The sequence below is a fragment of the Planctomycetaceae bacterium genome, from assembly GCA_039680605.1.
Taxonomy (GTDB): Bacteria; Planctomycetota; Phycisphaerae; order SM23-33; family SM23-33; genus JAJFUU01.
Map to the genome: position 1 here is coordinate 71,361 of JBDKTA010000049.1, position 13,419 is coordinate 84,779.

10 protein-coding genes are annotated in these 13,419 nt (G+C 64.5%); 9 read left to right on the forward strand and 1 reads right to left on the reverse strand.

The window, feature by feature from the left end; all coding sequences use genetic code 11:
• The first annotated feature begins 79 nt into the window (after positions 1-79).
• The 8 genes from ABFD92_15115 to ABFD92_15150 all read left to right on the forward strand — a co-directional run bounded on the left by ABFD92_15115 (position 80) and on the right by ABFD92_15150 (position 9,127).
• On the forward strand, positions 80-2,320 hold the full coding sequence (locus ABFD92_15115) for an ABC transporter substrate-binding protein (protein MEN6505869.1): 2,241 nt from the start codon (positions 80-82) through the stop codon (positions 2,318-2,320).
• A complete protein-coding gene (locus ABFD92_15120; protein ID MEN6505870.1) occupies positions 2,320-3,507 on the forward strand; it encodes an ABC transporter permease in 1,188 nt (395 codons plus the stop codon). Before ABFD92_15115 ends, ABFD92_15120 begins: the two co-directional genes overlap by 1 nt.
• A gap of 62 nt (positions 3,508-3,569) precedes the next feature.
• Positions 3,570-4,679 carry an ABC transporter permease gene (locus ABFD92_15125; GenBank protein MEN6505871.1) on the forward strand — a complete coding sequence of 370 codons (1,110 nt, stop codon included), beginning with the start codon at positions 3,570-3,572 and terminating at the stop codon, positions 4,677-4,679.
• A 220-nt stretch (positions 4,680-4,899) separates the two neighbouring features.
• Entirely contained in the window at positions 4,900-6,774 is a 1,875-nt protein-coding gene (locus ABFD92_15130) for an ABC transporter ATP-binding protein (GenBank protein MEN6505872.1), read from the forward strand.
• Between the two features lie 86 nt (positions 6,775-6,860).
• Positions 6,861-7,052, forward strand: a complete 192-nt coding sequence (locus tag ABFD92_15135; protein MEN6505873.1) for a DUF433 domain-containing protein — start codon at positions 6,861-6,863, stop codon at positions 7,050-7,052.
• Positions 7,052-8,344, forward strand: coding sequence for a hypothetical protein (locus tag ABFD92_15140; GenBank protein MEN6505874.1), 1,293 nt, complete (start codon positions 7,052-7,054; stop codon positions 8,342-8,344). The genes ABFD92_15135 and ABFD92_15140 overlap by 1 nt, the downstream gene beginning before the upstream one ends.
• Before the next feature lie 184 nt (positions 8,345-8,528).
• Positions 8,529-8,750 carry a type II toxin-antitoxin system Phd/YefM family antitoxin gene (locus tag ABFD92_15145; protein MEN6505875.1) on the forward strand — a complete coding sequence of 74 codons (222 nt, stop codon included), beginning with the start codon at positions 8,529-8,531 and terminating at the stop codon, positions 8,748-8,750.
• Complete coding sequence (locus ABFD92_15150) at positions 8,750-9,127, forward strand: type II toxin-antitoxin system VapC family toxin (GenBank protein MEN6505876.1); 378 nt, start codon at positions 8,750-8,752, stop codon at positions 9,125-9,127. Before ABFD92_15145 ends, ABFD92_15150 begins: the two co-directional genes overlap by 1 nt.
• Before the next feature lie 153 nt (positions 9,128-9,280).
• Here ABFD92_15150 and ABFD92_15155 read toward each other — a convergent pair whose 3' ends face one another.
• Positions 9,281-10,993, reverse strand: coding sequence for an alpha-L-fucosidase (locus ABFD92_15155; protein ID MEN6505877.1), 1,713 nt, complete (start codon positions 10,991-10,993; stop codon positions 9,281-9,283).
• A gap of 211 nt (positions 10,994-11,204) precedes the next feature.
• On the opposite strand from ABFD92_15155, the gene ABFD92_15160 reads away from it, so the two are divergent.
• Complete coding sequence (locus ABFD92_15160; GenBank protein MEN6505878.1) at positions 11,205-13,400, forward strand: DUF4954 family protein; 2,196 nt, start codon at positions 11,205-11,207, stop codon at positions 13,398-13,400.
• The last annotated feature ends 19 nt before the right edge of the window (positions 13,401-13,419 follow it).

The window sequence follows — 13,419 nt, forward strand, 5'->3', positions numbered from 1 at the left end:
GCGGTTGTTTCCCTGATCCGTGTTCGGGGGGAGAAACCACGTCGAGCAAGCTCGACCGCTGACATAAGAGAATTTGACGGTGAAGAAGTTTGCTCCCTCAGCTCTGGTTGTCGTCGCTGCCGCCGTGGGCGGATGGTTCGTGATGCGCCCCTCTGACGCTCCGTCTGCGGCTACCCAACCAGCGCCGCGGCAGTTCCCGGCGCTCGATGCGCGCGGGCGGGCGGGCGAGTTCGTCGGCCTGTGGCGCACGCCGGTTGATTACGAAAAGACCACCGGCAAGAAGCTCGGGGCGTACAAGCAGTCGCCCATGCTGGACAAGGCCGTCGCCGAGGGCAAGCTGCCGCCTGTGGCCCAGCGCGTCGGCGACGAACCGCTGGTGGTGTATCCGCTGGAGAGCATCGGGCGCTACGGGGGCACGCTGAATGTGCTTGGAGCGTATGGGCTGTTCTCGACGGCCCGGATCGTCGCCCACGACCGCGACTACCGCAGCGTCTGTCCGGACCTGGCCAAGAGCTGGCGCTACGAGAACGGCGGCAAGACGATGGTCGTCACGCTGCGGCGCGGGCTCAAGTGGTCCGACGGCCAGCCCTTCACCACCGACGACGTGATGTTCGCCTACGAGCACATCCTCCTGAACAAGAAGCTTACCACCGAGTTCCCGCGCGACCTGACGGCCGACGGCAAACCGGTGACGATCGTGCGCGACGACGCGGACCCGAAGTACACGTTTCGCATCATTGCCGCGGCGCCGATCCCGCTGATGGAGCTCTACCTGGCGCACTGGAAGGGGATGCAGGGCTGGGTGTACGAATGCGCGCACTACATGAAGCAGTTCCATCCGGACTTCGTCGGCGAGGACGCGGCCAATCGCAACGCTCGCGCCGAAGGATTCCTGGGCTGGGTCGACTACTTCCGCGCCCGTCAGCATTCAGCCGAGGGGCCCAATACCGAGCGGGGCATCGGCTGCCCGACAATGGGACCCTGGGTGCCGGTTTCGTATTCCAGCACGCAGGACGTGCTGGAGCGCAATTCGTACTACTGGAAGGTCGACCCCGACGGCAACCAGCTCCCCTATGTTGATCGGATGGTCATTAACAAGAACCTCACGGGCGAGGTCGCCAAACTCAAGATCATGAGCGGCGACGTGGACTTGGACCTGGGGCTGAATCTCTCGCTGGCCGACGGGCCAACGCTGATGCAGTATCAGCCGCGCGGCTACCGCGCGCTGGTCTGGACCGCCCTGTGGGGTTCGGTCGTGCGATTCAGCCTCAACCTCAACGCGGTGGACCTGAGCCCCGGTGCGGGCACGGCCACTCAGCCGGCGTACGACCCGGTCAAGAGCAAGATCTTCAACGACGTGCGGTTCCGCCAGGCGCTGTCGCTGGCGATCGACCGCAACGAGATCAACGACAACCTCTTCTTCGGCAACGCCAAAGCCGTGCAGGCCACTGTCGTGCCGCTGCCGCAGTACAGCCGCTATTATGAAGAGGCCTTCGGGCAATCGTTCGCACAGTACGACCCCGCCCGCGCCAACGCGCTGCTGGACGAAATGGGCCTGGCCGCCCGCGACGAGGACGGCTACCGCCTGCGGCCTGACGGCAAGCCCCTGACGATCCTGCTCTATCATCGCGGCGGATGGGATGACCGCCTGGGGATCGTGGAATTGACGCAGGAGTACTGGAAGGCCGTCGGCGTGCGCCTGCAGATCGACACCCTCGACGGCGCGGCGCTGTATTCGGTCTTCCGCACGGGCAAGTACGACATGGCGTACTGGCACATGGACGGCGTGTGCGACGTGCGATTCCCTACCATGCCCTACCACTTCGTCCCCATGGACATGCGCGTGATCTGGGGGCCGACCTGGGCCAACTGCTATCTCGGCCGCAAGCCTATGCCCGCCGACACCCCTCAGGCCGTGCTCGATCTCTTTGACGCATACCGCCGCATGGAGCAGGCGCTGACCGAGGACGAGCGGATCAAATGCGGCAAGGAAATCCTCCGCAGCCAAGCCGAGAACCTCTGGGGCATCGGGACGGTGTCAGCCCCGCCGGTGATCTTCATCGCCAACAGCAAGCTTCGCAACGTGCCCGAGCACGCCCCCCTGGCGTGGGATACCTTCTATGCCGCGCCCCTGCCCCCCGAGGCGATCTGGTTCGACTATGGAGTGCGGCGGCCAGAGCCGCCGCTTTGGATCGGCGGGCAGTCGCGGCTTGGAACTGAGCAAGAACACCAAGAGGCAGCTAAGGCTGTCGCGCCTTCGACGGCCGGGGAATCCAAAGCGGCAGCTAAGGCTGCCGCACTCCAAAGGGGGGCGCGCTGATGCTCAAATACACCCTCCGTCGCCTGGCATACATGTGCGTGACGTTGCTGGCGGTCTCGATCGTGACGTTTGTCGTCATCCAACTTCCCCCCGGCGACTACCTCACGCAGAAAATCGTCATGCTCCAGGCCACCGGCCAAGCCGGCGATGTCGAAAAGATCGAAGCCATGCGAGAAAGCTACGGCCTCGACCGCCCCTTGTACGAGCAGTACGTCCGTTGGATGGGCCTCAAATGGTTCCTGCCCATGCTCAGCCGGAACGAACGCGACAAGGCCTGGCAGAGCTATCAGCAGGCGCAGCAGCTCCACGCCCAGGCCGTGCAGAAGTGGCAGGCTTTATCGACGGCCAAGCGTGAGAAGACGCCCCAGCCCGAGGCGCCCCAGCCGCCGGGGTGGGGCTTCTTCCGCGGCGAGAACCGCGGCCTGCTGCAAGGCTACCTCGGCCGATCGTTCGAGCAGGAAAAGCCCGTCAGCGAACTGCTGGCCGAGCGCCTGCCGCTGACGATGCTGATCTTCCTGGGCTCGGTGACCGTGGTCTATTCGCTGGCGATTCCGATCGGGATCTACTCGGCCACGCACAAGTACCGGCTGTCGGATTACGCGGCGATGGCCGGGTCGTTCATCGGCATGTCGGTGCCGGGATTTCTGCTGGCGCTGATCCTGATGTTCGCGATGTTCCACTGGTACGGTCTGAGCCCCGGCGGGGTCTTCTCGCCGCAGTACGTCGGGGCGGCCTGGTCGTGGGGCAAGGTCGCCGACTTGGCGGCGCATCTGGCCGGGCCGCTGATCGTCGTGGCCATCAACGGCACGGCCGGGCTCATCCGCGTGGTACGCGGCAACCTGCTTGACCAGCTCCAGCAGCTCTACGTGACGACCGCCCGCGCCAAGGGCGTGGCCGAGTGGAAGCTGCTGCTCAAGTACCCCGTTCGCGTGGCGATCATTCCGGTCGTCAGCTCGATCGGCTTCCTGCTGCCCGGGCTCATCGGCGGCCAGGCGATCATTGAGATCGTGCTGGGCCTGCCGACGTTCGGCCCGCTGCTGCTGGCGGCGCTGAAGAGCCAGGACATGTTCCTGGCCGGCAGCGTGGTGATGATCCAGACGCTGCTGGTGGTGGTGGGGGTGTTCCTGTCGGACCTGCTGCTGATGGTGGTCGACCCGCGCATCCGCCTGACGGGAGGGTCGAAATGATCTTCCGCCGCCGCAAACGTGGCACAGCCTTTCCAGGCTGTGACTCACAGGCTGGAAAGCCTGTGCCACTCGAGGCATTCAAGGTGCTGACCTACCGCCAGCTCATGTGGCGGCGGTTCAAGCGGCACAAGCTGGCGATGGCCGGAGCGGTCATGCTCGTCGTGCTGTACGGTTTGGCGCTGCTGGCTGACTTCGCCGCCCCGTACGCCCCGACGCAGCGCGTGCCCGGGTACATCAGCGCCCCGCCGCAGCGGCTCCACGTGTGGGGACCGGACGGGTTCCACGTGCGGCCGTTCGTGTATGGGCTGGACCTCAAGGTCGACGCCGCCGGTTTTCAGCGCATCTACAGCAGCAACACCTCGCGGATGATTCCGGTCCGCTGGTTCGTCCGCGGCGAGCGCTATTCGGTACTGGGCCTGTTCAAGACCGACATGCACCTGTTCGGGGTCGAGCCGTCGGCCGCGGGCGAGCCGCCGGCGACGATCTTCCTGTTCGGCAGCGACCGCCTCGGGCGCGACATGCTCTCTCGCATCCTGCACGGGGCGCGGGTGACGCTGTCGATCGGGCTGGTGGGCATGAGCCTGTCGTTCGTGCTCGGTTGCGTGCTGGGCAGCATCTCGGGGTACTACGGCGGCGTGATCGACACGATCATCCAGCGCGTGATCGAGTTCATCGTCTCGATTCCGACTCTGCCGCTGTGGATGGCGCTGTCCGCGGCCCTGCCGGCGGGCTGGCCGATGTACCAGCGGTATTTCGGCATCACGCTGATCCTCTCGCTGGTGGGCTGGTGCGGCCTGGCGCGCGTGGTGCGCGGGCAGATTCTGCAGCTTCGCGACCAGGACTTTGTGACGGCCGCCCGCTGCGCCAGCGCCTCGGACGGCTGGATCATCTTCCGCCACCTGCTGCCCTCGACGATGAGCTACCTGATCGTCTCGATCACGCTGGCGATCCCGGGCATGATCCTGGGCGAGACCGCTCTGAGCTTCCTGGGCCTGGGCATTCAGGCTCCGGCCGTCAGTTGGGGCACGCTGCTCCAGGACGCCCAGAACATCCGCACGCTGGCGAATCAGCCTTGGGTGCTGATCCCCGGGGCGTTCGTGGTGCTGACGGTGATCAGCTTCAACTTCGTCGGCGACGGACTCAGGGACGCGGTCGATCCGCACGGGAAGTGAAACCGGAAGATTGGAATGATGGAAGATTGGAATAACGGAATGATGGGGTGGCATGGCGACACGCGAAGCGGGTCGCCATGGGTGCAACGAAAGATGGAAGAATGGAATACTGGAATGATGGAATGATGCGGCTGCAGAGCGTGCCCTTATTTTCGCGCCACGGGCAACGTAATGCGGTTTCGAGGCTCTCTTTGTTGCACGCAAGGAGGGGTACCGGCAAGTGATTCCCCTCGTGACCATCGCGGGCCTCAAGACTTACTTCAAAACCGACGAAGGCATCGTGCCTGCTGTCGACGGGGTCGACCTTGTAATCCCTCGCGGCAAGACGGTCGCGCTGGTGGGGGAGAGCGGCAGCGGAAAGAGCGTCACCGCGTTTAGCACGATCCAGCTTGTCGCTGAACCGGGGCGGATCGTTGCGGGAAAGATCGCCCTTCACGACGAACAGGGCAACGTCGACGCGGTCCTGACGGATCTCGATCCGCGGGGCAAGGTCATCCGCCGCATCCGCGGCAAGCGAATCGCCATGATCTTCCAGGAGCCGATGACCAGCCTCTCGCCCGTACACACGGTCGGGGCCCAGATCGTCGAGGCCGTCCGCCTGCACACCGACATGACCCGCCGACAGGCCCGCGAGCACGCCGTCGCCATGATGGAGCGAATGGGCATCCCCAACGCCGATCAGCGGTTCAAGTCGTACCCGCACGAGATGAGCGGCGGGCTGCGCCAGCGCGTCATGATCGCCATGGCCCTGTCGTGCCGGCCGGAACTGCTCATCGCCGACGAGCCAACCACGGCTCTGGACGTGACGATCCAGGCGCAGATCCTCGAGCTGCTGGCCGATCTCAAACGCGATTACCAGATGTCGATGCTGTTCATCACGCACGACCTGGGCGTGGTGGCCCAGATCGCCGACGAGGTGGTCGTGATGTACCAGGGCCGCATCGTCGAGCGCGGGGCGGTACGCGACATCTACGCCTGCCCGCAGCACGACTACACCAAGGCGCTGCTGGCGTCGGTGCCCAGCATCACCTCTCAGCGGCGAAGGCGGCTCAGCACCGTCGCCGACATTACCGCCGGGCGAGAGGCCGCCGGCACCGCGGCGGTCCAGCATACCGTCCGGACGGACCTGCCGCCCCTGCTGAGCGTGCAGAACTTGCGAAAGCATTTTCCCGTGCGGAAAGGCTTCTGGGGCAACGTGCCGGCCACTATCAAGGCCGTCGACGATGTCAGCTTCGACCTCTACCGCGGCGAGTGCCTGGGCCTGGTGGGCGAGAGCGGCTCGGGCAAGACGACGGTGGGGCACTGCATCCTGCGGGCGCAGCGCCCGACCTCGGGCGAGATCCAGTTCCGCATCGGCGACGACGTGCATGACGTGACGCGTGCCGACGCCGGCCGCCTGCGCATGCTGCGGCAGAACATGGGCATCATCTTCCAGGACCCGTACTCGTCGCTGGACCCGCGCATGACGGTGCAGGACATCGTCGCCGAGCCGTTGGCGCTGGCGGGAGTCCGCAGCCGCGGCGAACGGCTCGACCGCGTGCGCGAGATGATTGTCCGCGTCGGGCTCGAGCCCGAGCACCTGGTTCGCTTCCCGCACGCCTTCAGCGGCGGGCAACGCCAGCGCATCGGCATCGCCCGAGCGCTGGTGCTCAAGCCCTCGTTCGTGATGGCCGACGAGCCTGTCTCGGCGCTCGATGTCTCCGTTCGGGCCCAGGCGCTGAACCTCCTGCAGGACCTCCAGGCCGAAATGGGCCTGTCGTACCTGTTCGTCTCGCACGACCTGAGCGTGGTGCGCCACATCGCCGACCGGGTGGCCGTGATGTACTTCGGCCGACTAGTCGAACTGGCGTCGGCCGAAGAGCTCTTCGCCAATCCGCTGCATCCGTACACCAAGGCGCTGCTGTCGGCCGTGCCGGCGCCGGACCCGGGTTCGCCCATGCGGCGCATCGACCTGGGCGTCGAACCGCCCGACCCGACGAACCCGCCCTGCGCGTGCAACCTGTTCCGCGACTGCCCCGCCGACCGCGGCGAACCCATACCGCCGGCCGCGCTGCAAGAAGTGAGTGCGGGGCATTTCCTGCGATGCCACGAGTAGCACTGGCGTCTCGCCCGTGAGTCCCACGGCCGTCCCGGCCGTGGCCACCGTTGACCGGATTCTCTGGCGACCAATACAATGTGGGCATGAGCGAGCGAATCACGACCAATGCGGGCGTACACAACGGCAGGCCCTGCGTCGCAGGAACTCGGATTCCTGCCGAAGACGTAATCGAATTGGTCGATGCGGGGATTTCTTTCGCGAAGATCATCAAGGACTATTATCCTGCCCTGACCGTTGAAGATATCGAAGCGTGCATAAAGGAATCGGAGAAGTAATGAACATCGTCCTGATCGGCGCCGGTAGCGCGAGTTTTGGTCCGGGAATGGTTCGCGACATCATGATCTGCCCCGAGCTTAAAGGGCGCGGCGTGATGCTGTGGCTGGTCGATCTCAACCAGCAGGCCCTCGATGACGTGATGGCCTTCGCCCAGGAGCTCCGCCGGCGCGTCGGGGCCGACGTCGAGCTCAAGCAGACGACCGACCGCTGCGAGGCCTTGCCGGGGGCGGACTACGTCATCATCTCCGTCGCGCGGCGGCGGATGGAGCTTTGGGAGCAGGACTTCCGCGTCCCGCTGGCGCATGGCTTCAAGCACTGCCTGGGCGAAAACGGCGGGCCCGGCGCGGTCTTCCACACCCAGCGCAGCCTGCACCTGATGATGCCCATCTGCCGCGACATCGAACGCCTCGCGCCGCAGGCGATGGTGCTCAACTTCACCAACCCCGAGATGAAAGTCCTCCACGCGATCCTGACGCTGACCGAGCTCAAGGCCGCCGGGCTCTGCCACGGCATCGGCGGGGCCATCGACCTGCTGGGCAAGGTCCTCGAGCGCCCGCACGATTCCTTCCGCGTGACGTCGGCCGGCATGAACCACTTTTACGCCGTGCTGAAAGTCGAAGACCTCAAGAGCGGCCAAGACCTGCTGCCGGCCGCCAAGGCGAAGGTGCTCAGCGACGGCGACAAGTGGGGCTCCCCGCTGTTTCGCAAGATGCTCGACGTCTTCGACGTGTTCACCTTCCCCAGCGAGGACCACATCGGCGAGTACCTGCCCTTCGGCAGCGAGTTCTCGGGGGTACATTGGCACTACGGAATGGAGTGTCGCAAGCTCACCCTCGCCCAGGGCGAACCGGGCAAGCAGTGGTTCCAGATGCGCACCGACAAGGGCGATTTCCTTGACTGGGTCTACCGCCCCAGCGGCGAATTGGCCGTGCCGATCATCTGCGACATCGCCCTGAACCGCAACTGCTTCCGCGAGGCCGTCAACGTCCTCAACGTGCGACCCTACATCGACAACCTGCCGCCCACCACGTGCATCGAAGTGCCGGCGATGGTCGACAAGGCCGGCATCCATCCCATCGCCGTGGGCCCCATCCCCGAGCCCTTCGCCGAATACGTCCGCCGCCAGGGAACGATCGTCGAGATCCTCACCGAGGCCTACCGTACGCGGTCGAAGAAGATGCTGCTGCAAGCGCTGCTTCTTGACCCCAGCGTCAACAGCAGCACCGCCGCGGGCAAGATGCTCGACGAGATGCTAAAACTCCAGGCCGAATACCTGCCCGAATACGCGTAGCGTCTTAAGTTAGCGGCGGAGCTTGCTCCGCGCGTTCTGCTGCATGCGAGGTGACATCTCGCAATCGAACAACTTCCAAAGCGGCAGCTAAGGCTGCCGCACTCCACAGGGCCTTTGTGCCAGAAGAAGTTGCTTCTGGCGGGACGATAGGCTAAACTAAGTTAGCTAACCGCTGAGGTGTCCCATGAAGGCTATAAACGTCCATCGGGCAAAGACCCAACTGTCTTCTCTGTTGGCTGATGTGGAGAAGAAACACGAGAAGTTCCTGATCTGTCGCAACGGCAAGCCCGTAGCTGAATTGTCCCCGCACGTTCGCCGCAGCCGCTTGAAGACGGACCCGGTGCTTCGCCGCGTGAAAGTAAAATGCGACCTGACTGAGCCAATGACGGATTGGGAGGAGGAGTAATGCTCCTTGATACTTGTGCATTTGTTTGGCTGGCAATGGGGGAGGCAAAATTATCCAAGCAGGTTCGCCAGATGATTGAGATTGCCGACGCTGTGTTCGTTTCGGCCATTTCAGCGTTTGAGATTGCACACAAGTATGCCGCGGGTGGGCTTGAGTTGCCCATTGAGCCCGGCCAGTGGTTCGCGCAGGTCGTTAGCAAGCACAACCTGACGGAGATTCCCATTACCAGCGAAATTGCCATTGCCGCCACGAAACTTCCCCCGCTCCATAAGGATCCTTGCGACCGCTTCATTATCGCTACGGCAAAGCTGAACAGACTTCCGGTGATAACGGCGGATCGACGCTTCGACGACTATGGTATCGAAACGTATTGTTGAACCAGGCACATCAGCCATGACTCCCGCCATCGCGATACAGCGCCGCACGAAAGATCACTCTTATGGAGTGCGGCAGCAGCAACTGCCGCTTTTGCAGTTGTCAGGTCAGGGCAGAAACTTCCAAGGCGGCAGCTAAGGCTGCCGCACTCCACATTACTTCGCGTATAGCTGAAACTCGCGGATGAAGGCGCCGTCGCCCGAGACGGTGATCCGCCAGTGCCTCGCGGCCGTGGGGGCAATGGCGATCTCGTGCGTCCATCGCTGGCGGTCGGGGCCTTTGAGGCTCTTGCTGTCGAAGACCGTCGTCCACGTGCCGCCCTTGTCGCACTCGACGCGGAAACCGCCGAAGCCCTTCTTGCCGCCGGCGATTGTCTCGGTATGGGCGACCAGCACGCGAGAGACCGTCTGCTCGTCGCCGAGGTCTACCGTCAGCGATCGCGGAGCTTTGTCGCGGCTGGCCCAGCCGCTGGCGAAGTCGCCGTCGACGGCGCTGTGGGGGCCGTTGCGATCCATCGTCGCCCCCACGCCGTCCCAGGTGAAGGTCTGCGTGGCGGTGGCCTTCTTGCCCTGCGCCAGCGAGGCCTTGGGATACAGCACCTTGGCGTCTTTGGCCGGGCCGTCGAGCTCGACGGCAAAGACGGTGTCGACTGCGTCGACGGCCGCCTTGGGAACCGTCAGCGTGATGCCTTCGGGCGTCTGCTTGACCTCGACCTTGACCTTGGGGTCGTTGAGCAGCGTGACCGAGACGATCTTCTTATCCAGCCCGTACAGCTTGAGCGTCCCGCCGTCCAGGTCCGTCAGCATGTGCAGGTAGACGAAGTTGTCGCTCTTGCCGTGCGAGCTGACGCCCCAGGCCTCGGGCAGGTAAGGCCCCGGACGCGTGGCGTAGACGCTGCGCCCGTACTGGTTCAGCCAGGCGCCGACTTCCTTGATTCGCTCGACTTCGTTGGCTTCCATGCTGCCGTCGGGCTTGGGGGCCAGGTTGAGCACGAGGTTGTGCCCGCGCCCGACGCAGCCGATCAGCAGGTCGATCACCTGCTTGAGGGTCTTGACGGAGCGGCTGTGGCCCTTGGCGTCGGTGTCCCAGTACCAGTAGCCGTTTCGCAGGATGGCGGCCACCTCGACGGGGTTATACGCCCACCCGCCGGCGGGGTACCAGTGCTGGGGCGTTCCGTAGTCGCCGCCGTACTTGCTGCCGGCCAAGGCGCCGTTGTGCAGGATGCCCGGCTGGAGCTTGCGCATGTTGGCGTAGACGTCTTCGGGGGTCTTGCCCTTGGGGGCGAATCCGCCGTCGAACCAGATGCCGCGCACGGGTCCATACTTGGTCAGCAGTTCGGTGATTTTCTCGCCGGCCTCGCCGCCGGTGTACCATTCCAACTCGATCCCGGCCTTGTGAGAGGCGTCGGCGATCTCCTTGCACACGTCGCGCGGGAAGGGGCTGCCCGCCCGGGTGAGCTTGTTCTCGTGCATCTTGGTGTCCCACAGCACGAGGTTTCCGCCGGGACGGCGCTGCATGGCGCCGTTGATGCCGGTCATGAAGACGACGTACTTGGCCCCGCCGGCCTTGACGATGTCGATCCACTCGGTGGCGTCGAACTTGGTTACGTGCTTGAGGTTGGCGTAGAGGTGGTCCCAGTAGCGCTGGTCGGTGTAGTTGCCCCACTCGACGTGGCGCACCTCGATGCCGACGCCCCAGTGGATGAAGATGCCGAACTTGGAATCCTGCCACCACTCGAAGGCCTCGGGCGAGGCCCGCAGGCCCATCTTGACCAGTTCTTCGTGCGAGGGTCGGGTCTCCTGGGCGACCAGCGCCCCGGCGGGGGAGAGCATTAAAAGGATACTCGCGTGCAGAAGAAAAGATCGCATGAGGGTCTCCGTGAAAAAAATTCTTATGCATGAAGTATTGTGCCACAGCGCCGCCGTCGGAACAAGAGTCGCTCTGCTGTCGTACAATTCCTGAAATAGCTTTGCACCAGAGGGACCGCACGGACACGCTTGCGGTTTTGCGATCTCTCCCGCTGCGCCTTTTTTGGGTCAACGTTTACCGTCGCTCCCGCGATAACCGATAGAAATAAGTATGCCCGATCGATCGCCCACAGACCAACTGCGCGTCGTGCCCATCATGTCGCTGGGTCACGAGTTCATCTCCGGCGCCGACATTCCGCCGGGAATGACCGAGCACTATCTGCGCGACGAGCAGAACCCCGCCCTCGCCGCGGCGGTGCGCCCGCTGACCGGGCAGGAAGTCGACACGCTGGTCAAGAACGGAAACACGGCCGACAACTGGGCCAATGTGCAGGTGAACGATTCGTTCAACCCGCGTTACATCCGCAACTGCGAGTTTTACGGCCTGGTGCGGATCGGCAAGCTCGAGGAGGTCTTCCTCGAGTACCACGACATGCACGTGCCGGTGGGTCTGACGAACAGCCGCATCATCGCCTGCGACATCGGCGACGACTGCGCCATCCATAACGTGCCCTACCTGGCGCATTACATCCTGGGGCAGAACGTCATCCTGCTCAACATCGACGAGATGCACGCGACCAACTACGCCAAGTTCGGCAACGGCATCGTCAAGGTGCGCGAGGACGAGTCGGTCCGCGTGTACATGGACCTGATCAACGAGTGCTCGGGGCGGCGGATCATGCCCTTCGACGGCATGACGGCAGGCGACGCGTACATCTGGTCCAAGTACCGCTCCGACGCGGCGCTGATGGAGCGCCTCAAGCAGATCACCCAGCGCGGGTTCGATCCGCGCCGCGGATTCTACGGCACCGTGGGCGACCGCAGCGTGATCAAGAACTGCGGCATCATCAAGGACGTCAAGATCGGCCCGCACGCGTACATCAAAGGCGCCAACAAGCTCAAGAACCTCACGATCAACTCCTCGCGCGACGAGCCCTCGCAGATCGGCGAGGGCGTCGAAATCGTCAACGGGATCATCGGCCTGGGCTGCCACGTGTTCTACGGCTGCAAGGCCGTCCGCTTCGTCATGGGCAACGGCAGCAGCCTCAAGTACGGCGCCCGCCTGATCCACTCGTACCTGGGCGACAACTCAACGATCTCCTGCTGCGAAGTGCTCAACAACCTGATCTTTCCCTGTCACGAGCAGCACCACAACAACTCGTTCCTCATCGCCGCGCTGGTCAAGGGCCAGTCGAACATGGCCGCCAACGCGACGATCGGCTCCAACCACAACAGCCGCGCTCCCGACGGCGAGCTCATCGCGGGGCGCGGGTTCTGGCCGGGTCTGTGCGTCAGCGTCAAGCACAACTGCCGCCTGGCGTCGTTTGCGCTGCTGACCAAGGGCGACTACCCCTGCGAGATGGACATCCCGCTGCCGTTTTCACTTCTGGCCAACGACACCGCCCACGACCGCCTGATGGTGATGCCGGCATACTGGTGGCTGTACAACATGTACGCCCTGGTCCGCAACGCCGACAAGTTCGCCGCCCGCGACGCGCGGCGGACGAAGGTGCAGAAGATCGAGTTCGACTACCTTGCGCCCGACACTGTCGAGGAAATGTTCACCGCCCTGGCCCTGCTCGAGCGGTGGGTGGGCAAGGCCGCGATCGGGGCCCAGGACGACGCCGCCCTTGCGTCCGCCGGTCGCACGCTTCTGCGCGGGCCGGTGCAGGGCGTCGACACGCTGCTGGTGCTGGGCGAGGGCATGGAGCGGTCGCGCCGGGCGGTGGTGATCCAGAAGGCCCACCAGGCCTACGCCGCGTATCGACAGATGCTGGGTTATTACGCGGTGAAGAACCTGCTGGAGTATTTCGCCGCCCGGGCGGGCGCCACGCTGGAATCGATGAAGAAGGATCTGGCCGCCCCGCGCCGCAGCGACTGGGTGAACCTCGGCGGGCAGCTCGTCCTCGATGCGGACCTGGCGGAGGTTCGCCAGCGGATCCGCCAGGGTACCCTCGCCGACTGGGCGGCCATCCACCAGGCCTGGGACGCGCTGTGGCAGAAATACCCCCTCGACAAGCAGCGACACGCCTACGCCACGCTGCTGGACCTGATGGAGATCCCCGCCCTGACCGGCGCCGCCTGGGCCAAAGCCCTCACCGACGCCGTCGCCATCCAGCGACACATCGCCGATCAGGTCTACCAGACGCGCAAGAAGGATTTCGAAGACCCGTTCCGCCGCATGGCGTATTCCAGCCACGAGGAGATGGAGGCGGTTCTGGGAACGCCCGAGGACAACGCCTTCGTCAAACGCGTCGCTCAAAGCGCCGAAGCCTTCGCCGCCCAGGTCGCCATCGCCCCGCGCTGATGCGCCGCTTGAGGGTGGC